General features: G+C 68.0%; 16 protein-coding genes. 2 read left to right on the forward strand and 14 right to left on the reverse strand.

The genetic code is table 11. From position 1 onward, the window contains the following. Window positions 1-3: 3 nt before the first annotated feature. The 14 genes from LZ199_RS28100 to LZ199_RS28165 form a co-directional block, all read right to left on the reverse strand. Window positions 4-5,343, reverse strand: coding sequence for a contractile injection system tape measure protein (locus tag LZ199_RS28100; RefSeq protein WP_253996850.1), 5,340 nt, complete (start codon window positions 5,341-5,343; stop codon window positions 4-6). Continuing rightward, entirely contained in the window at window positions 5,340-7,796 is a 2,457-nt protein-coding gene (locus tag LZ199_RS28105; RefSeq protein WP_253996851.1) for a hypothetical protein, read from the reverse strand. Before LZ199_RS28105 ends, LZ199_RS28100 begins: the two co-directional genes overlap by 4 nt. 26 nt (window positions 7,797-7,822) lie before the next feature. Beyond that, on the reverse strand, window positions 7,823-11,551 hold the full coding sequence (locus LZ199_RS28110) for a baseplate J/gp47 family protein (protein ID WP_253996852.1): 3,729 nt from the start codon (window positions 11,549-11,551) through the stop codon (window positions 7,823-7,825). Between the two features lie 3 nt (window positions 11,552-11,554). Continuing rightward, the gene (locus tag LZ199_RS28115; RefSeq protein ID WP_253996853.1) at window positions 11,555-11,980 is read right to left on the reverse strand and encodes a GPW/gp25 family protein; all 426 of its coding nucleotides are present in this window, start codon (window positions 11,978-11,980) and stop codon (window positions 11,555-11,557) included. Between the two features lie 6 nt (window positions 11,981-11,986). After that, window positions 11,987-12,289 (reverse strand): PAAR domain-containing protein, encoded by a 303-nt coding sequence (locus LZ199_RS28120; RefSeq protein ID WP_163869101.1) that lies wholly within the window; start codon window positions 12,287-12,289, stop codon window positions 11,987-11,989. 25 nt (window positions 12,290-12,314) lie between these two features. Next, complete coding sequence (gene vgrG, locus LZ199_RS28125) at window positions 12,315-14,114, reverse strand: type VI secretion system tip protein VgrG (protein WP_253996854.1); 1,800 nt, start codon at window positions 14,112-14,114, stop codon at window positions 12,315-12,317. Further along, window positions 14,111-14,812 carry a CIS tube protein gene (locus LZ199_RS28130; protein WP_253996855.1) on the reverse strand — a complete coding sequence of 234 codons (702 nt, stop codon included), beginning with the start codon at window positions 14,810-14,812 and terminating at the stop codon, window positions 14,111-14,113. The genes vgrG and LZ199_RS28130 overlap by 4 nt, the downstream gene beginning before the upstream one ends. A 2-nt stretch (window positions 14,813-14,814) precedes the next feature. Then, complete coding sequence (locus LZ199_RS28135; RefSeq protein WP_253996856.1) at window positions 14,815-15,006, reverse strand: DUF5908 family protein; 192 nt, start codon at window positions 15,004-15,006, stop codon at window positions 14,815-14,817. Between the two features lie 10 nt (window positions 15,007-15,016). Continuing rightward, on the reverse strand, window positions 15,017-15,547 hold the full coding sequence (locus LZ199_RS28140; RefSeq protein WP_253996857.1) for a phage tail protein: 531 nt from the start codon (window positions 15,545-15,547) through the stop codon (window positions 15,017-15,019). 14 nt (window positions 15,548-15,561) lie between these two features. Then, complete coding sequence (locus LZ199_RS28145) at window positions 15,562-16,014, reverse strand: phage tail protein (protein WP_253996858.1); 453 nt, start codon at window positions 16,012-16,014, stop codon at window positions 15,562-15,564. Window positions 16,015-16,072: 58 nt separating this feature from the next. Then, complete coding sequence (locus LZ199_RS28150) at window positions 16,073-17,629, reverse strand: phage tail sheath family protein (protein ID WP_253996859.1); 1,557 nt, start codon at window positions 17,627-17,629, stop codon at window positions 16,073-16,075. 37 nt (window positions 17,630-17,666) lie between these two features. Further along, window positions 17,667-19,115, reverse strand: coding sequence for a hypothetical protein (locus tag LZ199_RS28155; RefSeq protein WP_253996860.1), 1,449 nt, complete (start codon window positions 19,113-19,115; stop codon window positions 17,667-17,669). Then, complete coding sequence (locus tag LZ199_RS28160) at window positions 19,112-19,711, reverse strand: DUF4255 domain-containing protein (protein WP_253996861.1); 600 nt, start codon at window positions 19,709-19,711, stop codon at window positions 19,112-19,114. Before LZ199_RS28160 ends, LZ199_RS28155 begins: the two co-directional genes overlap by 4 nt. 628 nt (window positions 19,712-20,339) lie before the next feature. After that, window positions 20,340-21,224: an RNA polymerase factor sigma-32 gene (locus LZ199_RS28165; RefSeq protein WP_253996862.1), complete on the reverse strand. Its 885-nt coding sequence runs from the start codon at window positions 21,222-21,224 to the stop codon at window positions 20,340-20,342. Window positions 21,225-21,529: 305 nt separating this feature from the next. On the opposite strand from LZ199_RS28165, the gene LZ199_RS28170 reads away from it, so the two are divergent. Together LZ199_RS28170 and LZ199_RS28175 are read left to right on the forward strand one after the other, a co-directional pair. After that, entirely contained in the window at window positions 21,530-21,976 is a 447-nt protein-coding gene (locus tag LZ199_RS28170; RefSeq protein WP_253996863.1) for a hypothetical protein, read from the forward strand. 78 nt (window positions 21,977-22,054) lie between these two features. Then, a complete protein-coding gene (locus tag LZ199_RS28175; RefSeq protein ID WP_253996864.1) occupies window positions 22,055-24,427 on the forward strand; it encodes a YfhO family protein in 2,373 nt (790 codons plus the stop codon). The last annotated feature ends 19 nt before the right edge of the window (window positions 24,428-24,446 follow it).

Genomic DNA, 24,446 nt, shown 5'->3' on the forward strand with positions numbered 1-24,446 from the left:
GCGCTACCAGGAGACATAGAGGGGCTGAGGCATCCACGGATGGGTGAGGATGGAGATGCTCCAGGGGACCTGGTCGACGAGCACGTCGAGCGTCTTGCGCTGCACCTGGAGCTTCCAGCGGTCGTCGAGATGCTCCAGCCGGCCTTCGCGTTGGAGGAAGGTCTCTCGCAGGCCGGCGACGGAGGTGTTGGCGATGATGGTCCAGTTGGCGATGAGGGCCTTGAGGAGCCGGTCGCAGAGGGACTGCTCGCGCTCGGTCAGGTCGATGCCGCTGGGGACGGGAGTGGGAACGGAGAGGCCGCAGAGGATTTTGTTGAGGACGAGCAGCGGCTCGGGCGCGGAGGTGCGGCCGTCGACGAGGTACTGGAGCAGGTGTACCGCGCGCGTGGCGGGCTCGGGGTCCAGGTGGGTTTTTCCCGTGTCGTCGACGCGTGACAGGCCGAGCTCCCGGAAGAGGTGAGGGAGGAAGGGACTGACGAGGATGAGGCCCGCGTTGTCGACGTAGATGGGCGTGCCGCCGTGCTTCTCCTCTCCGAGCTTGAAGGCGGTCCGACGCGAGTCCTTCGAGGGACGGGAGCGCGAGGTGCTGGAGCGTCGCGAGTCGGGGCGGGTGGTGGTGGTCCACGCGGTGACGAGGGCGGCTCGTCGTTGATGGAGCAGGGCGCCGAGGCGCGGGACGGCTTCGTGTCGGGCGAGCTCGATGGCGCGCTCAAGGAGGCGCTCGGCGGTGCTGCGCGAGTCCCGATGGCTGGGCTGGGCGGTGTGGAGGCGCGCGGAGAAGTGCTCGAAGAAGGCGGACACGAGCTGTTCCATCGTGAGGCTTCCACCAGGACGCTCGCCGAGAAGCTCCAGGATGAAGCGCCAGAAGGCGGACCGCTCCGTCAGCGCGGGTGTACCGGGAGGGGCGACCTCCTGCCACGCGGCGGCGAGCACTTCGGTGGCGGAGAGGAGCGCGGCGTGGACGTGGGGAGCGAGCACGGCGCTGAAGCGCGCGAGCACGGAGTCCGGAAGGCTTCGGGCCCAGTGTTCCTGGAGCCGCTTGCGGTGGGCATGTCGACGGACGAAGCCGCGGAGTACTTCTGGTGACTCATCCAGGAGGGACTGGAGCAGGCGCAGCAGTGCGTCGTCCGACAGGCCGGCGTAGCGGTCCGCGCTCTCCGCGAGCAGGAACGAGAAGAGGGCTTCGCGGGCTTCATGTCCCTGGAGATTCGTGGACTGGGCGGCGGAGTCGGGCGCTTCGTCGGAGCTTGGCTCTGGCGATGGACTGTTGCCTGGTTGGGTCGTTGAGGTGTCGCGAGGAAATGGGGTGGCGTGGACAGGCGCGGTGGTTGTTGGAGGCGGCTCGCGCGTGAATGCCGTGGGGCCGCTGTGTTCGTGCGAGGCAATTGGAGGACGCGTGGCCTCCGCAGTGGAGCCAGAGCCTGGATGGTGTGGCGCGGAGGCAGTCTGCGGTGGCTGAAGGCGTGAGTCCTCGCGGGAGGAGATGCGCGTGGGCCTGTCGCCTTGGAGTTCTGGACGCGCTGCTTCCGTCGAAGTGTTTGCCGCGTGCGAGGTGGCGCCGCGCGAATGCTCGCGATTCGTGGATGGCGACTGTTCGGCAGGAACAGTGTTGGACTGCTCCTGAGGAACGGAGGCTTCGGCCACTTCCGGCGAACGTGAATGCACGAGGCTCGCAGAGGGCGACTGCGCGACCTGGGCAGCGTCAGGGTGTGCCGGATGAGCGGACGCTTCTAGCGAACGTGAACGCCCGAGGCTTGCGGAGGGAGACTGGTCGGGCTGGGCAGCGTCAGACTGAAGCGGATGCACGGATGCTTCGGCCACGTCGGGCGAACGTGGATGCCCGAGGATCGCTGACGACTGGTCGACCGGGGTGGTGTCAGGCTGAATCGGATGAGCGGACGCTGTTGCCACGTCTGGCGAACGTGAACGCCCGCGGATTTTGGAAGGCGACTGCTCGGCCTGAGTAGCGTCAGGCTGAATCGGATGAGCGGACGCTTCGGCCACTTCTGACGAACGCGAACGTTCAAGATTCGCGGAGGGAGACTGCTCGCCCAGGACAACGTCGGCATTTCTCGGATGAGCGACTTCGTCCACCTCGGGTTGTTGTGAACGCTCCAGGCCCGCAGTGGATGGCTGCTTGGTAAGGGTAGCGTCGGGCTGCTCAGGCTGAGCGGAAGATGCATTCAACTCCAGCGAACGTGAACTCCCGAGATCCGTAGATGGCGACTGAACTGGAGCAGCGTCGGGCCATTCCCGATGAGGGGAAGAAGCATCCCCCTCCAGCGAACGTGAACGCCCGAGGTTCGTAGAGGGCAACTGTTCGGCCGGAGCAGTGTCTTGCCCCTCCAGATGAACAGAAGAGGCATTCACTTCCGGCGAACGTGAACTCCCGAGGTTCGTTGAGAGTGGCTTGTCGACCCGGTCTGAGCCGGACTGCTTCGGATGACTGGAACCTCCGTCCACCGCTGGCGAACGTGGACGTCCGAGGCTCTCGGTGAGTGAATCGGTAGGAGATGCGTGCTCCGCCAGAGAGGTGGGTTCCGCATCCGCGCCGGACGCAGGGAAGAGTCCGAGGCTTGTGGGAGGGAACTCGTTTCGATTCGCCGCCTCCGTCGCCTGGGAAACCAGTGCCGAGTCTGTTTCAGGAGCACGCTCTTGTCTGGAACGTTCCTGTATCGGCTCAACAAGCGCTGTATTCGTCCACTCCGGCGGAGCGACTCCCTCTCTTTCCTCGTGCGCGCGAGCAGGCTCGCGAATCGCAGGAGATGAATCGACAGGCCCTCCTGACGGCGTCGCCGACGAAGTCGTTGCGTCGTGCACAAGTGACGGCGTGAGGTCCTCGATTGAGGGCACAACCTGTCGTGCAGGAACTTGCACCCCATCCGCTGCGTGAATGCTCGGAGGCCCAAGACTCTCGGACGGTGAGTCGGCCTCGGTACCCACTTGCCGAGGATGCACGCGCTCCGTCTCCTCTTCCCTCGAGCGTGCAGGGTCCAGCTTCGCCTCCACGAGTTCCGCATCGACTTCGTGCGTGAGCGAAGTCTGGATGCTCCCGTTGGATGGCGAGTCCATCGTGTCCACGAACCGAGGAGCTGGCTGTTCCGCCTCCATTTCGTGGGTCCGAGAGGTCTGGAGGCTCGCGAGCGATTGCGGGACCTTCATGTCCACGCTCCGAGCAGGCAATTGCTCCCCCTCAATCTCGTGCGCGTGTTGCATCTGGCGGAGCGCGGCGGTCCGCGGGTCCACCGCGTCCACGTGCCGAGAACGGATGTGCTCCTGCTCGTGTGTCGCTGGTGACCGGAGTCCGACGGATGCCGCCTCAGTCAGGGCCGCATCCACGGAGGCGGCCGAGGGCGCGAACACCTCTGCTCCTTCATTCCCCCACTGCGCCCGATGGACCACGGTTGAAGGATGGGCAGGGCCTGCATCTGCCAGTGCACCACGGAACGCCTGAACCTGTTTCGCCGGCAACTGCCCCGCCGCCTCCCAAGCCATGACGGTCCGAAGGAGGAACTCACGGACCTCTCCCGGAATCACCGAGCCGAACAGTCGCTTCAACAACCGGCTGAACGCGCTCTGCGCCAGCGGAGCCGTCTCCCCCAGCAGCAACAGCTCGTGAAACACCTCCTGTCGAGCCCCCTCCCTGCCGCGTGGAAGGACTCGCTCCGGCAACGTATTCAGCGCCCCCAGCAGCGCATTCAGCGTGCCCGATTCACGGGGGCGCAGCAGGTCCATCGCTCGCTCAATCAGCTCCGGCTCGCTCTGTTCGACCAGCGCGGTCCTCAGCACCTCGACGTCGCGCAGCGCGAGCAGGAAGTGTCGAGTGTCCTCCGGAAATGAAACCAGCAGCGCAGCCAGCAACTCCGCCACGGTGGGCCCCGTCTGCCCTCCGAATCGGAGCCGACTCACCAGCGCCGACTTGAGCGCATGGGCCTCCCACCGGGACAGCTCCGCTTCAGGCGTACTCCGAGCCTCCGCGAACGCCCCCGCACGAGGCGCCGCCAGCTCCTCCAGGTCCACCGGCCTCCCATCCAGGAGCGCCGAAATCAACCGAGCGAAGAACTGCGGCTTGTCCTCCGCCCGAGCCACGAACACCGGCAGCGCCGAGCGCAGCGGACTCCCTTCATCGCCAGAAGGAGGCATCAGCCGCACGAGCAGCTTCGCCAGCGTCTCCTCCGGAATCCTCCGCACCGCGCGCACCAGTCGAGTCAGTGACCCTCCCGGCTGTTCCCACGCAAGCGCCCGTCGCTGAAGCGAGCGGGGCAGCTCCGGCAACGTCGCCACCAGGCGCTCCGCCGTCAGCTCCGGCATGCGCACGAGCGTGCCCCACGGCAACACCCCGTGCTGAAGGTAGTAGCGAAGCGCCTCCGTCAGCTCATACCGAGCCGACGCCGTCTCCGGCACCGTCAGCTCCTCCGCGTCGTACTCCTCCACTTCCACGGCTTCCGGAACAGGCGGAGGAAGCTCCCGCACCAGCTCCCCGATGACGAAGGACAGCGAGGCCAGCACCGGGTGTCGTTTGCGCACCTGCTCCAAGCCGATGCCCAGCGTGGTGAGCAGCTCCGGGTACTCCAGGCCCTGACTCTCGGCGACGCCTTCCAGGAGCTGCTTCAGCGCGCTCTTGCGGTTGAACTGTGAACCCGCCTCCTTCACCAGATAGGTCAGCGTCAGCGACCAGAGCAGGCGCGACAGGCCGCGGTCGCTCAGTGGCACGACGGGCTTGACCCGATGGAGCGCCTGGAGGCTGACGATGTAGTCGATGAGGAGCGCCGCGTGCTTCGGCTCCAGCAGCGTGATGAGCCGCTCCAAGGAGCGCTGGTCCAACTGGAGCACCAGCCGGTCCAGCACGTCTCCCATCGAGGCATGCCTGCCCACCAGTCGAACCAGGGCCTGGGGGTCGCTCATCGCCACCTGTGCGAAGAGGGCTCCGAACGAGAACCCCGCGCCACCGGGGGCCCAGTACGGCAGCGTGCCGTGCAACAGGTAGTGCTCGAACAGCTCCAGCCGCACCTCCGCCTCGGTCCGGGGCTGCTCTCCCGAAGGCGGCGCCATACGCCGGGCCAGCACCGCCTGCTCCACGACCTCGCGCAGCCGGGCGGTGAGCCGCTCCTCCACTACCTGCTCGAAGTTGTCGAGCGGCACCGTCCCCAGGTCCACATCCAACCGGTCGATGCGCAGGTGCAGGCCCGGCACATCCACCGCGTCGAACACCTGCTCGATGATGGCCAGCAGTCGTCGCCGGTTGAAGTCGCTCAGCCGAGGTTGAAGCTCCATCGCCTGGGCCTCCGACTCCAACTCCACGTGGAGCGTCTGCTTCCGGATGTGGTGCCGCGAGCCCGTCATGCGGGAGCCACCTCGGCCTCGCGCGTCGCCACCTCCAGGAAGTCCCGCAGTCGAGCCGAGGCCGTGGCCAGTCCCGACGAGTCCTCCTCGCGGAGCGCGTTCCTCCACGCCCAGTAGAGCCGCTCGAAGCGGGCCATGCGCGAAGGGCCGAGGAACAAGCAGTCCGCCACCACGAGCGCGGGCGCGTTGCTCCGGATGACCTCGCGAGCGAAGGTCTGGAACTCCGAGTCACTCCACTGCCGCGTCGCGGTGGAGATGACGGCCGTCACCGTGAAGCTGTAGGGGAACGCGTCCTCGCCGTCGCGACGCGCGGACCGCAGCAGCACGTGCTCCACGATGTAGAGCTGCGAGCGCTGCCGGTTGAGCGTGCCCACCTGGTCGACCAGCGCATGCGCGCGGGCCACGGCGCTGCCGGTGTCCGGGAACTTCCCCGCCAGATGCCACCCCTTCTCGGAGGGCGCCTTGCACACCAGCGCCACGGAGGAATCGCCCGGCAAGGTCCCCACGCGGAAGTTCTCCAGCGAGCCCGCGGCCCCCAGGAAGGCACCGCTCACCGCCTGTGCTCTCAACGGCGCGGAGGACGGGCTCTCCGGAGCAGGCAGGGAACCGACACTCGAGAAGCGCTCCTCGATGGTGTCCACATGCCGAGCCAGCGCGCGTCCCTCCGGCGCGGGCTCACCCGAGTCCGAGAGGTCGAGTCCGTGCTCATCCAGCGTGTCGATGAGCGGCCGCGCATCCGCCTCGTGCATCCCGAGCTGGATGCGGCTCTTGATGGCCATGCCCGCGACATTCCCGGGGCCCGGTCGCTCCAGGTAGTCGATGCCGCGCCCGCGTCCATGCGTGCTCTTGACCAGGTGATGGAGCAGCGCGAGCTTCGCCTCCATCAACCGCTCGGACTGCACCGCCTTCGGGCTTCCCTCCCAGGCGACGTCCACCACCGCGTCATCCTCGAGCCCCTCCGCGCAGAGCGCGAGCAGGACATCGAGGAACCGGTTGCGGCGCTCGGTGACGGGGTCCTGGCTCGCGACCAGCTCCTTCAAGCCGCGCGCATAGCCCGACGAGTCCTCACCAGGAGCCTCCCGCTTGAGCAGCGCCTCCACGTCGGGGACGGAGTCGGCGAGCGACTGCGAGAAGTACGTCTGACGCAGCTCCGAATCGCCGGAGAACAAGTCCCGGACGTGCGAGAGCTGCGCGAAGAAGTCCGCGAGGAGCTGCTCGAAGACGAGCAGGTAGCCCTTGAGCTGCCGCGCCTGTCCCTGTCGCGCGAGGGTCGCTCCTTCGGGCAGCCCCGCAGAGCCGATGCCGTAGACCATCGGATACTGCGTCTGGATGGAGGTGTAGCTTCGGAAGTCCTGGCGCTGCCCTTGGGGCATGGCGAGGTACTCCTCGTACTGCGACGCCAGGGGATAGGTGCGGCGCTGCTCGGCCCACAGGCGCTCCAGCTCCCGTCGCACGCGCGCGGGCTGGGGCTTCACCTCGACGCCATTGCGAAACAGGCGGATGGAGAACCCGCCCCGCTTCGAGTCCGTCGCCGTGTCCAGGACGAGCACCTGATTCAACGCGACGGGGAGCGCGCCGTCCGGTCCCACCGCCACCGCACCGTCCGCGCGCAGGCTCACGTTGCGGACGCTGGTGACGCCCGGCGTCTGGACCATCACCCGCGTGAGGTCCTGGAGGGCGATGGAGGTCGCCTTGGGCTGAAGCTCCGCGTCGGCGATGAAGCCGTTGTTCATCAGCGGCCCCTCGAAGATTTCGTCCGTCGTGCGGCCCGCATCGAGCAGGGACTTCAGCGACTCGCGGCGAGGCTCCGGCGCGAGGAAGTTCCCGATGTCGAAGAACAGCCCGGCGAGGATGAGCTCGGGCGTGCGGCTCTCGTCGATGCTCGCGTCGGCGGAGACGACGGCCTCCACGTTCTCCAACACGGTGATGTCCCGCAGGTCCTCACACAGCCCGCGGTGCCGGTGATAGACGCGGCGGACGGCATCGATGATGGCGTCGGGGGCGCGCTCGTCGGTGGCGCAGTCGTGCCCGCCCGGGGCGTAGATGCCCAGGTCATAGAGCCCCTGCACCTCGCCGGACGTGACGGGCGTGAGCCAGACGTTTCCGACGGTGGGCACCCGGTCGATGAGGAGCTTGCGATAGTCGCGCTCCGTCACCGGGTTGCACGGGAGGATGTCGCGCGCGGGGAAGAGGCCCTGTCGTGCCGGGTCGATGAGGCCCGTCACCGGATCCAACAGCAGGTCCGCGAGCGGAAACGAGGCCCGGTAGGACAGCTCCGTGAGCGCGTAGCAGAGCTGCTCCAGCGTGGTGACGCCCGGGTCGGTCTCGTTGTAGTCCGTCCAGATGTCGCCTGCGAGCTGCTGGATGAGCGCGGTGCCTTCCTCCTTGAGGGCCACGTAGTTCAGGCCCAAGTTCTCGGGCGGCTCGGCGGTGACGGTGACGGGCTCTGCCATGGAGGGCTCCACGAAGACGAAGGGGCTCAGTAGCCATCCGCCAGCGGCTCGGCGGCTGGCGCACCGGCGGCTTGCAGCTCATGCCGCGTGGCGGAGGTGAGGAAGTACCAGTCGGACTCCAGCGCCTCGGGCGGAGGCGTGTGCCCCAGCTCCAGCGACAGCAGCGCCTGGACATAGGGCCGCGTCTGGATGAAGTCGGAGATGTCGGCCTCGGACGCGTACTGTCCCTGCCGCGTGGCGCGCGAGGCGTCTTGGTACCAGGGCGACAGGTGCTCCACGAGCTCGCGGTCCAGCCGGTCGATGCTCGCGCCGACATCCTCACCCACGCGGAAGTCCACCAGGGCCTTCACCGTGACACGCACGTAGATGGGATTGACGACGCGTATCCGGGCGAAGGGACTGGCGCGCTCCTGGAGATAGCCCTGGATGCGCTCCAGCGTGTCCGACGTGACTTGCGGCACCGTGGAGTCCGCCGACGTCGTCCCATCCCTTCCGGGTACGACGACGACGAGCACCGCGCCAGGCACGCCGGACTGGAGTGGCGCGTGGCCCGGCAGGGCCTTCACCTTCCAGATGGACGGGAAGCGCTCCAGCACCAGGCGCTCGTAGTCCCACGCGAGCACGGCGCGCTCCTTGTGACGCAGCCGCTCAGAGGCGCGGGCCTCGAAGGTGCGAGGTGTCTCCGGCGGACGTCCGCCGAACGACGGCATCGGCTGGGAGATTCCGCCGATGTCGGGCAGCTCCTGCACGGACAGGGTGATGCTCCCGGCCGGCACCGGCGTCTCCACGTCCACGCCGGGCTCCTGCCGCGTGGCCAGCAACGCGTGCGGGATGATGTCGAGCGTCCGGGGAAACGCCTCCGCGTCGTCCGACACCGAGGCGCGCACCCACTGGAACTCCGACTCCTCGCCGCCGGAGGGCATCAGCGTGCTCTCTTCGGAGCTGAAGGCCGGAAGGCTCAGCGCGAGGATGCCCGTGCCCTGGAAGCCTCCCGTCGAATCGAAGAGGACCTGCGATGGCGCGAGCGCGCTCCACCCCGCCGCCGTGAGCAAATCCCATCTCACGACGGGCGGCGCCCCCTCGCCCATGAAGGTGCCGCTCAACTGGAACAGCAGCGTGAGCGTCTGCGCCGTGTCCAGCCCCGTGAAGGCGAGATACAGGTTGGCCGGCGCCTTGAATCGCGGCAGCAGCGACAAGGGGCGCCGCGCCTCGGGCGTCACCTGCTTGAAGCCCTCGAAGGGCAGCAGGTGGAAGAAGCGGGCGTCCTCCAGCGTGCAGTGCGCCGAGTAGTGGATGCCCAGCTTCTGGAGCTGGGGCAGCCATGGAGGATTGGGATACTTCAGGTCCTTGGGCTCCAGCGGGCTCAGCGGACTCTGGTCGAGCGGGTCCGGCAGCTCGGCCAGCACCGCGTTCAGGACGTTGAGGGTGTAGAGCGAATCCCCGAAGGCATACGACGGCGCGGCCAGCCGCAGCTCCAGCGCGCTGGTGGCGGGGTCGTAGTAGTTGGGGGGCGTGCTGGGGCTGATGTCGAACTGCTCCAACACCGTGTCCTTGCATAGCTCGCCCCTCACGGAGGGCGTGGGATTGGCGCAGTCGTCCTTCGTGCGGAAGAGGTAGCCGCGCACGGTGTCCCAGTCCTCCGCGTCCTCCAGCGACGTCACCGGGGAGAGCGGTGACATGAGCGGCTGCAACATCCAGGAGCCCGGCTGGAGCACGCGCAGGTCCGCCAGGAAGCTCTGGTTGTCGAAGAGGTCGGCCATGGGCTTGCCGTCCGGTCCCACCACATAGTCACGGTAGTAACCGTGAAACCCGTCCTTGTTGGAGGGCAGGTTGAACCAGTCCAGCGAGAGGCGCAGGGTGTCGGGCCGCTTGACGAACAGCTCCGTGTGGCGGATTCGCACGTAGGAGCCGACGACGGGCTCCGAGCCGAACAGGGCCCAGGGGACGCTCGGGTCCACTTCCCCCTGCGTGTTCTCCACGCTCACGCCCGTCAGGTCGGACACCCGCACGTGCAGCTCCAGCGTGGAGAAGTCCACCGCGTCCAGCAGCGACACGGGGTGCACCTCGACGCCGCCCTGCAGCGTGACGGGCTCGGGCTTCAGGAAGGCCCGGAGCATGGGCAGGTCCGGCGTGGGGCCGGTGCCATTGGGCACCACGGCGGGCGCGGAGGGCGTCAGCTCGAACCAGAGGCCGAAGCCCCGCAGCCCCGGCTCGACGATTTCCGCCTGGGGCGGAGGCGAGAGGAGGGGCTCGTAGTGCTCCACCGTCAGCCAGCCCTCGGCGGTGGAGACCTGGAGCGTGAAGGACTCGTGCAGCACCTGGCGAAGCACGCTCCGCGCATCCAACCCCGTCGCCGAGGCGAGCGCCGTCAACAGGGTGTTCAGCCGCTTCGCGGAGGCGGGAACGAGCGGAACGTCCAGCGTCACCACGCGAGTGCCCCCCGTCAGCAGCAGGTAGCGGGACGCGAGCGCGAAGCCGAGCGTCGCTGGCACCGTGACGGTGGTGGGCGTCACACCCTCTCGCACCGCGCCGAACGTCGCCCAGCCGGGAAGCCGCTCGTCGGAGGACGACTCCGCGTCGGTCTGCTCCGGCTCCAGCGGCATCTCCGAGGAGAGCACCTGCTGGACGACGGTGAGCGTGGCCTCCTCGTCCGCGAGCGGCGAGGCCAGCGGCAGCAGGGGGCCGCGCAGCACGCGCAGCGCCAGACGCCGGGCCACCGTGGCCGGCGTGACGCCCACCGAGGTGTCCGAGGCGAAGAGGATGTCCTGCCCATCCGGCCGCTTGCCTGCGGGGAACAGGGTGGCCTGGGGGACGGTCGCCTCGCGCACCTCCTCGTCCTCGGCGAGGGTGAAGGTGAGGTACGTGCTGTCGGGGAGCGCGGCGCGGGGGTGCAGGCGCAGCACGTCGCGGTGATAGAAGCCGGCGTACCGGCCCGACACCGTGTTGACGGTGTCCTGCGCGGTGCGGAAGAGCTGCACGAAGGACTGGTAGAGCGCCAGGTGCGGCGGATGGTTTCCTGTCGCCAGCGCCGTGGGCAGCAGCGTCGCCGTGAGGCCCTGGAGTCGGGACAGCGCATCGAGGAACGGGTCGAGCAGTGGCTCCAGCTTCGCCGCCGCCGCGCGCGCCCGCGCTTCCTTGGAGGCGCCCTTGTAGCTGGCGCCGTCCGCGGGCAGGTCCTCCAGCCCCCAGAGGGGCAGCATGCCTTCCGTGTCCAGCCGCACCGCGCGCCCGAGCGCCTGGGGCAGCCCCGCGCCCTTCGCCGCGCTCACCAGCGCGCGCAGCGCCCCGGACAGCGGCCCCTCCACGGCGCTGACCAGGCCCTGGCCGAGCAACCGGGACAGCTCGCCCTGCGCGCCCAGGCCCGCGCCCCTCAACCAGAGGTCGAAGCGACGGGCCAGGCCGAGGACGAGCTGGAAGGCGTCCGACAACGTGGCGTAGGAGCGCTCGAAGGTGCGGGCCGCGTCCACCTCGCGCACGGTGACGAGGAAGCGGTCCTCCACCGCGCTCGCGTCCAGCGCGTCGATGGAGGCGAGCACCATCACCGGGTCCGCGAGGAAGAACTCCGCCCAGTCTCCATCCGGCGTGTTCTTCAAGTCGTAGAAGTAGATGAGCGCGCCGAAGCGGGGCGCGAAGTCGAGCAGCTCCGAGCGCGTGCGCCCGTCCACCGGCGCATGGCCCGCTTCCAGGGCGCGCAGCCAGCGTCCCAACTGGCTGGGCGCGTCGTTGATGGCGACCTTCGTCTCGCGCGGGGCCATGGGCTAGGGCCCCTGCACCGGGATGCTGCCCTCCTGGAGATAGAAGGGGTAGACGAGGTTGCTGCGCGTGTTCGTCTGCGTGACGATGTACGAGACGGTGATGGACAGCATCCCGTCCACCGACGCATCCCGCTGCACCGTCACCGCGTCCACGGCGATGCGCGGCTCCCAGTAGAGGATGGCCTGCTGGACGTAGTCCTGGATCTGCCGCGTCAGCGTGGTGTTGATGCTGCGGAAGACCATCTGCCGCAGCTCGCAGCCGTAGCTGGGAAGCATCACCCGCTCCCCCAGCGAGGTGGACAAGAGCACCCAGAGGCTCTCGCGGATGTCCTGGTCATTGCTGACCATGAGCACGCCGCCGGTGCACCGGGAGAAGGTGGGTGGAAAGCTCCACCCGGTACCGAGGAAGGAGGAGGGCTGTTTCTCCATGGTGGCTCACCCTCCAATCATCACCGTGGGAAACCCCACGAGGATGGTGCCGCCGTGGGCCGTCTTGTCCCCGAGCCGCGCTGCGGGAAGTCCCATCACCTTCACCGTCGTGGAGCCCTTCATCACGGCGTCCGGTGGCCCCACGCAGATGGCCACATCACCCACCTTCGCGGCGGGCAGCCCGCCAATGAGCACCGTGGGAGCGCCGGGGCCGGCGATGGGGCCTCCGACGTGAGGCACCTGCACGGGGCCGACGGGGGTTGTCATCGGGCACTGATGGAAGTCCGTGACGCGGGCGGCGGGAGGCATGGGGCGCACCTTTCGGGGACAGCGCTCAATTGATTTTCACCAGCGAGCCGCGGACGGTGAGGATTCCACCGGACTTCACCTCGGTCTGGGTATTGCCGCTGGCGGAGAAGCTCACGGACGCCTTGTTCGCCACCTGCTTGCCGCTCACGGAGACATTGCCCGTGGCTTCCAGCGTCAGGTTGGCGCCGGCCGTCACCGCCACGTTTCCCTTGGCGGTGATTTTCACGTCCTTGGCACTGTCCAGGGCGATGCCGCCCTTGGACAGCGACACGGTGTTGCCGTTGCTGTCTTGAATGGAGATGGCGCCGGACGAGTCGTCCAGCTTCACGATGTGATTGCCGGGCGTCTTGATGACGATGACCTTCTTCTCGTCATCAAACGACAGCTCCAGCTTGGAACGGGTGACGACGGCCTTGCGCGTGTTCTTCTCGTCGGGGGGATACGCCGGCGCGCGCTGCTTGCTGTACACGGAGCCGAGGATGACCGCGTGGCGCGGGTCCTCGTTCATGAAGCCCACCACCACCTCGTCGCCGACCTCCGGGTAGAACAGCGCGCCCACGCCGCTGGACGCGTAGAACGTCCCCAGCCGCGCCCACACGCCCTTGCTCGGGTCCTGGAGCAGCGGCAGCCCCACCAGCACGCGCAATTCGCCGCCGGGGTCCTTGGCCACCTGCTTCACCACGCCCGTCTGCAGCCCCTTTATCGGCGGAAGCTGTCCGGCCGCGTCCGGCGCCGCGATGTCCGGGTTCTCCGCGGTGAACCAGCGCGGCGACAGGCCGAAGTCCGCCGTCGTCATCCAGCGCCCGTCCTCGATGTGGTGGTGCACGGCGCTGATGAAGGCGGCGCCGTTGAAGCGCGGCCCCACGCCCCCCAACTCCAGCATCTTCCCCACCTGCGCCAGCGCGCTGCCGTGGAAGCGCACCGAGCCGCGAATCTTCGCCAGCTTCGACAGGAGCAGCTCCGCGGAGGCCCAGTCCTGGAGGTCCGCGGGCTGCAACTCCGCGCCCGTCTGGAGCGCGAACTTCTTCGCGCCGAACACCTGCGCCAGCTGGGCGGAGGTGACGTTGCCCTGCTCCTTCACGGAGACGCTGCGCGGGCCGGACTCGATGAGCTTCTGCGCGCCCGCGTCCCAGGTGTAGCCCTTGATGGCGGACGCGTCCAACTGGGTGGTGGCATCCATCTCCACCTGGAGGTCCAGGATGGAGCGGCCAAAGGTGAGGTTCAAGACGGGCGTCTGCGAAGTCTTGGGCTCCGCCACCGTCACCTCGCCGCCGTCCGCCATGACGACCAGGCCGTTGAGCTGCGCCCGCGTCACCATCAAGTCCCAGTCGGTGGCGTAGTACTGGACGATTTCGTCGTGCACGCCCGTCGTGGCGGTGACGTCGCCGGACAGCCCGTTGCGCGTCAGCAGCGTCTTGATGAGCGCGCTGTCCTTCACCTTCTCGAAGAAGCCGCTCTTGCGCTCCAGCGTCATCTTCATCGCCGCGTCGGTCAGCTCCACCACCAGCTTGGAGCCGGAGGACTGGTCGATTTCCAGCCCCTGCCGGCAGACGACTCCCTGGAAGATGCGCGTGTTGTCCCCGTCGTAGCCGGCGGAGATGACCACCTTGGCCCCGGGGAGGAAGGTGTCCTGGCTGCTGATGGGGAACAGGCCCGTGGACGCGCTGCCGTCGAACAGCACCAGCTTCGCGCGCGGCAGCTTGTTGACGCCCAGCCACGTGTCCACGCTGATGACTTGATAGGTCTTGGGGATGACGGTGCCGTTCGATTCAATCGCGAACGTCGCCAGCGCCCCTTCGTTCTTCTCCGGAAAGGGCGTGGTCATGCCAGGGACTCCTTCAGCGGAGGAAACAGCAGCTTCGAGCCCACGGTGAGCCGCCGGAAGTCAGACAGCCCGTTGACCCGCGCCACCTCGAGATACAGCGTGCTGGTGCCGTAGATGCGGAAGCACATCAGCGGCAGCGTGTCTCCCGCCTGCACCGTGCGCACGTGCGTCAGGTCCGGCGAGCTCATCCTCGCCTTGAGCGCCAGCTCCACCTCGTCGTTGTAGCCAAGGAACGTTCCCTTGGCCCTCGCGCGCAGCGGTGTGCCGTCCGGCTTGAACAGCGTGTACGTCATGCTCAGCTTGGACAGCCGGCACTTGAAGAGGAAGGTGCCCCACGACAGCTTCAGGTAGTTGGGGCTGTGGATGTTCCCGTTGTAGGTGAAGACCAGGTTCTTGAACTTGGACACCTGCTCGGCGATGCCGTCGTCGGTGAAGGGCATCAGCCCCGGCAGCGGACTGGGCACCACGCCGGTGCCGTCGAACACCAGCTCCAGCTCCACCGTGTCCGCGGGAATCCGGTTGAAGTCCGGCGAGCCACCGGGGCTGCCCTGTGTCTGATTGTCGTTGTACTTGACGCAGTACGTCTGTGAGTACGACGCCGGGTTGATGTACACGGTGTAGCGGCCGACCTCCGACGTGAAGTCGGACTTCTGGTAGGCGATGACGTTCATCTTCTCGAGGCTGCCGGAGAACCCCATCGCTACCGCTCCTGTCGCGTCTTCAAGATTTGGAGGACGCGGCGCACGCAGTCGTCCACGAGCTTCTGGTGCGCCTGCTTCTCGTCGTCGCAGCCGCAGTCGCCCACGGGCGTGCTGGGCGTCTCCGGAATCGCCTCGCCGGAGCCGCCCCGCACGCTCATCTGGATGCCGACCTCGTTGACTTCCAGGGGCATGGCGCGCGCCTCACATCAGCCGGGACGTGAGCTGGGCCAGCTTGACGGCGACGGAGGCCGGGCTGCCCAGGTTCACACGCTCGAAGTAGTTGTAGGACAGCTCCAGCGACTCCGTGAGGATGCGGTTCTCCGTGGAGCTCATCGAAGACACCTCCCAGCGCAATGGCCAGGCGTTGATGAAGCCCCACGCCACCAGCGGCAGCCCATCCTCGTTGAGCAGCAGCACGAGGATGTTCTGCGGCAGGAGTGGCAATGACAGCCCCGAGCCCACGCTCTGTCCGAACCACTCCGCCAGGAACGAGTCCCGCGTCACCACGCCCCGCTTGAGCACCAGGTTTGCGTACTTGGCGGCCTTGGGCAGCTTGTGCGTGAAGCGGTTCTCGCCCCCTTCCGTGACGTCCTCCGTCTCCCAGTGGGCCTCGATGCCGGAGATCTCCTGGAACGAGGCGTCCAAATCGCTCGCCGCCGCGAGCAGGGTCGCGGAGCCGAGGACGGAGACGCTGAAGTAGAACGCGCCGGGCGGATAGTAGGGTTCGGACATGGCGATGACTGGGATTACGGGGCGGCGACGACGAGCGTCTCGAAGGCGACCTCGAGCGACTCCACGGCGACCTCGTTGCCTTCCGACTTGAGGTCCGTGCCGGAGAGCTTCGTGGGCCACGCGTTGTTCAGGGTCCACGTCATCTTCGGCGCGCCCTTCTCATCCAGCAGGGCGATGATGACCGTCCGCCGGGCAATCGTGTTCATCTTGATTTCGTTGTACCAATCCCAGAAGCGAGCATCGTTGATGAAGATGCCCTTGCGCAGCTTCACGTTGCCGACCTTGCCCAGGCCCGGCATCTTGATGGGAAAGAAGCTGGGGTTGTTGCCGTGCCGGTACTCGATGACTTGAGTCTCCGTCTCCAGGCCATCCACTTCCTGAAAGCTGACGGACGTGTCGTCCCCCAGCTGGACGGAGAAATAGAATTTCGGCAACGGCCAGATATCGTTTTGGACTTCTCCTGCCATGGCGGCTCCTCGTTGAACTCGTGAAGGGTGGAATCAGTCGTCGAAGTTCGGGCGGGCGCTACGCGCTGGCGCCTTCCATCTTCTGCTTGAAGGTCAGCTCGATGAACTCCGCCGGGCGGATCATCTGCAGGGTGACCTGGACGACCATGTAGCCCTCCAGAACGTCCTGCGCCGTCATGGTGCTGCCCAGCCCGCACTCCACGCTGAACGCATCCGACGCGGTGGCGCCCAGCAGGCCGCCCTGGGACCACAGGCCCTGGAGGAAGCTGGACACCATGGAGGTGACGGAGGCCCAGGTGTTGCCGTCGTTGGCGGCGAAGACGAAGCGGTCCAACGAGGCCTTGATGGACTGCTCCGCGTAGGTGAGGGTGCGGCGCACCTGGATGTAGCGCCAGTCATTGCTGTTGCCGTCCAGCGTGCGCGCGCCCCAGACGACGGTGCCCCGGCCCACGAACTCGCGCACGGCGTTGACGGCCTTGCCGTCCACCGGGACGTTGAGGTCCGCCTGCTGGTCGTTGTTGAGCTTGAACGTCGTGCTGGTGACGCCGGTGAGGCTGACGTTGGCCGGCGCGTTCCACACGCCCCGGTTGGCGTCGTTCCAGGTGTAGATGCCCGCCATGGCGCCGCTGGACGGCAGCACGTCGTCCTTGCGGGTGATGATGCGCAGCATGTCCGTCAGGAGCGGCAGCGCGGCGGTGAGGTTCTGGTTCAGCGCCTGGATATCCGCGGCGTCGGTGAGCGTGCCAATCTTGCCGATGTCCAGCTCCACCGCCGCCTTGCGCGAGGGCGAGTTGGCGTAGAGATTGGCGTTCTCCAGCGTGAGGATGGCCTTGAGTGTCGTGTCCGTCTGGATGTTGGTGTAGTCGAAGTCGCTCACCTCCTGCACCGTGGTGTGCAGGAAGGGGAAGTACGTCATGCCGTAGTTGAGGTACTTGCTGCCCAGCACGCCCCGGTAGTCGGAGATGACGGTGGACAGGGTGGCCTGGGTGACGGTGGCGGAGCCATACACATCCAGGACGGCGACGCGGTCCTGCAGCGTGCCGCATTGGGAGAGCATGGCGGTGGCGACATCCCCGTAGTCCGCCAACGTGGCCAGGTTCACCGCGTCGGGCACCACGAGCATGGTGGGGCCCACCTGCTCGGCGATGACCGCCAGCCCGTTGATGAGCGTCGCCTTGTCCAGCGCGCTCTTGTAGTCACCGACGGAGACGATGTACGCGCTGCCGCCGCCGTTGGCGTAGAACAGGCGCAGGCTGTTGAAGAGGACGTACTTGGTGCTCACCGCGGGGACCAGGTCGTAGTACTTCCAGCCCGGCGTGGCGGCGGTGCCGTCATACACCCGGAAGTCGTAGTCGCCCGACTTCTGCTTCGCGGTGTCGGTGACCTCGGTGAGGTCGAACGTCGGGTCCGGCGCCCCGCCGAAAATCTGCTGATAGTCGGCCAGCGAGTTGATGCGGACGGGCTTGTTGGGGATGGGCTTGCCGCTGAGCGTCGCCGTCTGGGTGTAGCCGATGAAGGCGGGCACCGCCGTCTGGATGCCGACGACGGAAGGCGGGAAGGCGTCCAGCTCGGTGACGTAGACGCCGGGAGTTTTACGGGTTTGCCTGATGGACATCGGGTCCTCTCTTCGCTGCGTGGGTGGGCTTCGGGGTTCAGAGGTTCAGGTAGAGGTCCGAGTAGTCCCGCTGCTCGAGCGGGGAGGGCAGGGGCGCTCGGGGGATGCCTGAGGGGCGGGTGCCTCGGAGGACACCGGGGATGGGGCCCACGCGGGGCAGCACCATCGCGGGCGAGGCCACCGGCACGTTGGACATCAGCGTGCTCTCGAAGCCGCCCTGGACCCGGCTCCCCGTGAGCTCGAAGAGCTGGTCGGGGACCTCCTGGAGCGGCAGCTCCCGGTCCGCGACGAAGAGATAGGCGTCACCCGCTCCGGCGACGGTGACGGGCACCGGACCGGAGAAGGTGACGGGCTGGGGCGAGCCCACGTCGAGCAGCCGCAGCACGTCGTAGCGGACGCCTCGGGGCGGCACGACGTAGTAGCACCAGCGGGTGCTCCGTCGCTCGAAGCGCAGCTCCGCCCGCAGTGGGACGATGCGCGTCTGCTCCGCGCCCAGGTGCAAGTCACACAAGGGATACAGGCCCGTGTCGTCGGCGCTGGGTTTGGCCAACACCAGGTCGAGGAAGCCGAGCGGCGTCGGGTACGCCTGGGTGTAGAGGACCGTGCTCTCGACGAGCGTCGCTCCGGCGGCGTCGAGTTGACGGATGGTGTAGAGGCCCTCGGGCAGCTCGGAGAGGTCCAGGTAGAGGAAGGCGCCCACGTGCTCTTCGCGGCCCAGGAGTCCGCGCGTCGCGCGCACCTCCTCGCAGGTGATGCGCGAGGGGGACTGCTTCTGGAGCAGGACCACCGGGATGCTGCAGGGCCTGCAGAGGACCTCCGCGCCGGAGAGGTCCAGCAGGACGACCTCGTCCGCCCCTGGCACGAGCGGCACCTGCACCTGCACCTGCACCACGCGCTGCCGGCTGGCCTCGGTGACTTGCTCTCCCGGGTTGAGCAGGACGGGCGCAGTCGCGGTGCCCGCGCAGTGGAGCTCCTGGTCCGCGGGGGAGGGCGGCTCGCCGGCGAAGTGGGCCTGGAGGTTGTTGAAGTAGAGGTTGACCTCCGTGGGCTGGAAGTCGCTGGGCAGGTCCGTGAAGTTGACGAAGTAGGGCGTGTCCGGGACGAGCACGAAGGACAGCCACGTCCACTGGCCCACCTTCTCCCGGCGCTCCATCGCCTTGAGCAGCTGCGCGCGGCGGTTGTAGTCGTAGAGGACGGTGAAGGACGTCCCCTCGTCGCGGAAGATGAGGCCCAGGTCCCGGAGCATCGCCGCCGTGGCCGCCGTGGGTCGGCAGACCAGGGCCGGGCAGCGGCCCTCGGAGCGATTGAAGTAGGTGTGCCGCAGGTCCACGCTCAACAGCCGCTCGAAGGTGTAGCGACGCGGCAGCGTGACGTCCTCGAGCGGCTCCGGCGTGGCCAGGCCCTTGGGTTCATGAGTCCGCGCGCCGTACCCGGGCCGCAGGGGCCCGCGCAGGGCCCGCTCGTTGGCGCGTCGGAAGCGGTTCATGGGAGCGCCTCGGGCTGGCCGGGCGCCTCGACGCCCTTGGCCGCGGGCACCTGGGCCTGCTGGGCCTCGCCCCGGTAGGGAATCATCCGGACCTTGTAGAAGACGGACGGCAGGTACTTCACACCCGCGAGCCCCATCAGGTGGTTGAGGCCCAGCAGGTCCAGGTCGACGAACTCGAACGTGAGCTTGTCGATGTCCGGGTCCAACCCGGGCAGGCTCTGCTGGGTGAACCACGGTGTCTGCTGGAAGAAGCTGATGACGTGGGAGATGGCCTCCAGCCCCACGGGGTACGCCTGGTCCTCGAAGTTGGCGTACAGCAGGACGAAGAGGTCGATGTAGAGCGGCGGCGCGACGATGCCGTATGTGTCCGCGGACACGGGCACGCTGCGGTTGTACGTGCTGACGATGGTCTCGTGCCGGATGTTCGCCAGGAACATCACCACCGCGTCGCGCGCGGGGGCCGCGGGGTTGCCCTGGTTGTCCGTCAGGTTGGAGAGCACCACCCAGGGCTCCTGCCGGGGCGCCGCCTCCGCGTTCCGGATGAACTCATCCAGACGCCTGCGGATCAGCTCCAATGTGCCTCCCAGCTTGCCCAAGACAGGCCTCCGCCGAGCACGCCCGCCGGGCGTGTCTGTGATTGATGTGGATGGTGAGACCCGGAGGGCCGCCGGGGTTTTTCGCGAGCGAAGATGGAGACGCCCACCGTTCGCCACAGCCGCTCAATGATTCACACGAAATGTTGATTCGTGGGATGGCCAGACAGTAACAGGGAAAACAAGTGTGTCAATGGGGGTGGGTCTGTCTGACTTGGCGGGGAGGATGTCTGTTGAAACCTCGCGCGTCTGTATTTGCCGGCCCCCGGGAGGGTGGATTCAGGCGGTGAGTCCTGCGGCGGGTTTTCGCACGTCGGACGTCCTGCCCCCCGAGGAGACCGGGTGCGTGGACGCGAGAGTCGCGCGGCTCACCTGGAGGGTTCGCGGTGGGGGACGTCCCGGACAGCGGGCCTGGGGTGGTGAGGCCCTGAGTCGACGGGAGGAACCGCCGCGACGCCGCGCGGGCCGGATTTTCGGCCTCGGGCGCGATTTCGCTCGGGGAGGTCGGGTGGACCCGGGGGGAGCCGGCCGGGGACGTAGGACCTGGAAACGAATGAGTCCGCCCTTCTTTCGAAAGGCGGACTCGGTGTGGGTCAGCGACTCCCGGTGAGGGAGTCGGTGGGTGGGGCGCTCAGGAGAGCGCGGCGGCGTCCAGGCCCGCGTCGGCCATCAGCAGGGCCAGCTCCGCCTTGAGCTTGTCCTTGGCGCGAATCTCGAGCTGACGGGCGCGCTCGCGGGAGAAGCCGAAGTGCTCGCCCAACTCGCTGAGCGTCATCTCGGAGTCGCCCATCACCCGGTTCTCGATGATGAAGCGCTCGCGCGGGTCCAGGCGGCGCAGGGCGCGCTGCACGAGGTCCCGGGTGAGGCCCGCCTGCTGGCGGTCGGCCACCTCGTCCTCGTGGGACGCGGCGGAGGACTCCACGAAGTCCAGGTGGGTGGCGTCGCCGTCCTCGCCGACGGGCGCGTCGAGCGACAAGTCCCGGCCGCCCATGCGCTGCTCCATCTCGCGCACCTCGGAGGCCTTCACGTTCAGCTTGCGGGCAATCTCCTCCGCGTTGACGATGCTCGCGTCACCGGCGCCCATGCGCTCCAGCTCGCGGCGGGTGCGCGCCAGGCTGAAGAACAGCCGGCGCTGCGCCTGCGTCGTGCCCAGCTTCACCAGGCTCCAGTTGCGCAGGATGCAGTTCTGGATGTACGCGCGAATCCACCACACCGCGTAGGAGATGAGGCGGATGCCCTTGTCCGGGTCGAACTTCTGCACGGCCTTCATCAGGCCGATGTTCGCCTCCTGGATGAGGTCCGACATCTTCAGGCCGTACGAGCGGTACTCGTAGGACACCTTCACCACGAAGCGCAGGTTGGCCGTGACGAGCTGGTGGCCCGCCATCAGGTCTCCCTTGCGGAAGCGGCGCGACAGCTCCTGCTCCTGAGGCTGGGTGAGCAGGGGGTACTTGTTGATCTCCGAGAGGTACGTGGAGAGGGAGTCCGGGGAGGCGAAGTTGGAGGTTTCCTGCATGGCGTCTCTCGGGGAAGGGGGCCGGTGGGAGCCGCGCATCGGCGGCACGGGACGGGTCCTTCGCAATGCATGTGCCACGGCACTTGCGGACCGTTTCCCAGTGAATGCGAGGGTTTGCATCACCGGGTCAGGGTGCTTAAGGGCGGTGCCCTTTCGTTTTTACAGGGGGCTGATCCGAAGACTCTTCCGACTGTTTTCCGGCCAACGGTGGGAGAGGGTGGGGCACCTGGAGGCATGCGGGCGAGCAAGGCGGCGGTTGTGCGACGCGTGTCTGCGGCCGGCCGCGTCGTCGCCACCTTGGGGGGATGGAGAACCTGTTCCAGCTCTTCGCGGTGTCGGCGGTGGTGATGGGGGTGTCGCAGACCATCGCCCGCGAGCGCATCTTCGCGTCGCTGCGCGCGCGGCTGGGTGGGAAGGACACGTGGTGGGGCTACCTGGTGTCGTGCCCCTACTGCCTGTCGCACTACGTGGCCTTCGTGCTGGTGCCGCTCACGGGGACGTACGCCATCGACGTGGTGGTGGGCGGCTGGCCGGGGTGGGTGCTGAGCTGGGTGTTGTCCTCGCTGCTCATCACCGTCATCGCCGCCTTCTATCGGGTCATCTTCTGGTTCGTGGATGAGAGCCAGGGCCTGGTGAAGCGACGGCAGCGGACGGAGGAGGAGGAGATCGCGACGAAGCGGCTGGTGAGGAAGCAGGTGGAGCAGCAGGTCTCCGCCGCTGACGAGGACTCCGCGCCGCCGGCGCCGCACTGATTTCGTGGGGCGTGCCCGGACCGGGCTACCCGTCCCCCTGCTCGGCATGCGAAGAACGCCTCCCTCCGAAGGGAAGCGATGGCGGACGAATCGAAGCAGGTGGTGGACGGCCCGAGGACGCGACGCGCCTGGGGGCTGCTCGCGCTGATGGTGCTGCCGCCGGTGGGGTTCTTCTTCCGGGCGGTCTTCTGGAGCGACGTCTTCATCGCCGGCGACACGCTGCGCGCCTTCTATCCGATGAGGGCCTTCTGGGCCGCGCGGGTGGCCGTGTTCGATGGGCCGGAGTGGTTCGCCTTCGACGGCTTCGGACAGTCCTTCCTGGGAATCTTCATCTCGGGCGCGTTCCACCCCACGACGCTGCTGCACCTGGTGCTGCCGCTCGGCGTGGCGGTGAAGGCCACCATCCTCTCCTGCTACCCCGTGGCGTTGCTCGGGACCTGGGCGCTGCTGCGACAGTACGACGTGCCTCGCGCCGGGGCCTTCTTCGCGGCCCTCTGCTTCACGTTCAGCGGCTACCTGGTCTGCATCACCAACAATCCGACCTACCTGCTCGCGGCGAGCGTGGTGCCCGCCGCGCTCTGGGGGGCGGTCCGCTTCCTGCGAGCTCCCTCGGTGGGGCGACTGGGGGTGGGCGCGGGGCTGCTGGCGCTGGTGGCCTTCGCGGGGGATGCGCAGGGTTTCGCGATGGCGAACGCGCTCGTCGTGCTCGTGGCCGCCGTGGACCCGGAGGTGGGCGCGTGGCGACGGCGGCTGGGGGGCTGCGCGGTGTTGGTGGTGACGGGGGGGCTTCTGGCCGCGCCGCAGTTGTCTCCGGCGGTGGGGCTGGTGCTCTCGGGTGAGCCCGGGGCTCGCTCGGCGGTGGAGGCGCAGCGGTTCTCGCTCCATCCGTTGCGCCTGTGGGAACTCCTGGCGGGGCCGTACCTGGCGGACAAGGAGGGGCTGCGCGGAATCCCGGAGTTGGTCGTGCGCCACCTGGTTCCGTCGGGAGGGTTTGGTCGCGTCTGGGTGGACTCCATCTATGTCGGGACCCCGGCCTGTGTGCTGGCATTGGGAGGGCTCATCGCCTCCGCGCGGCGTCCTCGTGCGTGGGTATTGGCGGGGGCGTGGTTGTTGTTGCTCGCGCTGAGCCTGGGGGATGCGCTGCCTGTCTATGGATGGGTGTATCAGGTGTTCCCGCCGTGGCGGCCGTTTCGCTACCCGGAGAAGCTGGTGCCGCTCGTGACGCTGGGGTTGGCGGTGGCGGCGGGGCTGGGGTGGAAGCGGTGTCTGGGAGAAGGTGGCAACCGCCGGGCCGTGATTGGCGCGGGTGTCTTCGTGGCGCTCCTCGGGGGAGGGGTGGCGCTGGGGGAGGCGGCGTCGGGGTGGTGGACGAAGAGCTGGTTGTTGCCCCGTTGGCCCGAGGTGCCTTCTCCGGTGGTGGGGGGCCTGTCTGGCAATGTCGTGTGGACGGGGGCGATGACGGCGGTGCTCGCGCTGGCGTGCGTGGCGCTGGTCCATTTCCAGGGGATGCGGAGGCTGAGTGGAGGGCTGTTGGTGGCGCTCGAGTTCGGCGCGTTGCTGTGGGCGCACGAGCCGCTGTACGTGCTCGCGCCCGCGGAGCTGCTCGACACGCCACCGCCTTTCGCGGAGGCGGTGCTGCGGTCGGTGCCGCCGGGGGAGCCGGTGCGCGTGGTCACAGCGGTGCGCAGCGTCAACCATGAGCGGAGCGTGCCGGGGCTCGACTATCACGGGAGGATGGGGCTCGCGTTCCTGACGGGGCTGCTTCCGGACACGACGACGCTGTGGGGCATCGAGAGCGCGAACGGCTACATGCCAGGGGAGAGCGTGCGGGTGCGGCGACTGCGCGAGGACCTGGCGCACTGGTTCGGCCAGGTCGCGCCCCGACTCGCCACGCCGTTCTCCGTGCACAGCGTTCAGGCCGGAGGCGGGCAGGTGTTGCCTCCGTCGTCGCAGGTGGTGGCGGAGGACCCGTTGTTCGGCACGAAGCTGGTGGTGCATCCGGAGGCGGTGCCTCGGGTGTTGCTGGCGCGGCCTCGCTGCGTGGAGGGGATGGAAGAGGCGCTGAAGCTCTTGCTGACGCCCTCGCTTCCTCCTCGTGACACCGCCGTCGTGGAGTGCACGGTGGCGCTGCCCGAGGCGTCGGAAGCCCTGACGGGCACGGTGAAGGTGGAGCGGCCCTCACCCGAGCGGCTCGTCGTGGACGTGGAGGCGTCCGAGGCGGCGGTGCTCGTCGTGAATGACGCGTTTCAGCCGGGATGGACGGCGACGGTCGACGGCAGCGAGGTGCCCATCCTTGCCGCGAATGTCGCGGTCCGCGCGGTGGCGGTGCCAGCGGGTCAACACCGGGTGGAGATGCTCTACCGGACGCCAGGGCTTCGCGTGGGGCTGCTCATCGGCCTTGGGACGTTGCTGACGCTGTGTCTGCTGGGGGTTGCGCGGCGCGCTCGCTGAGGCAGCGAGGTGGACTCGG

It is taken from the genome of Myxococcus qinghaiensis, assembly GCF_024198215.1.
Classification (GTDB): Bacteria; Myxococcota; Myxococcia; order Myxococcales; family Myxococcaceae; genus Myxococcus; species Myxococcus qinghaiensis.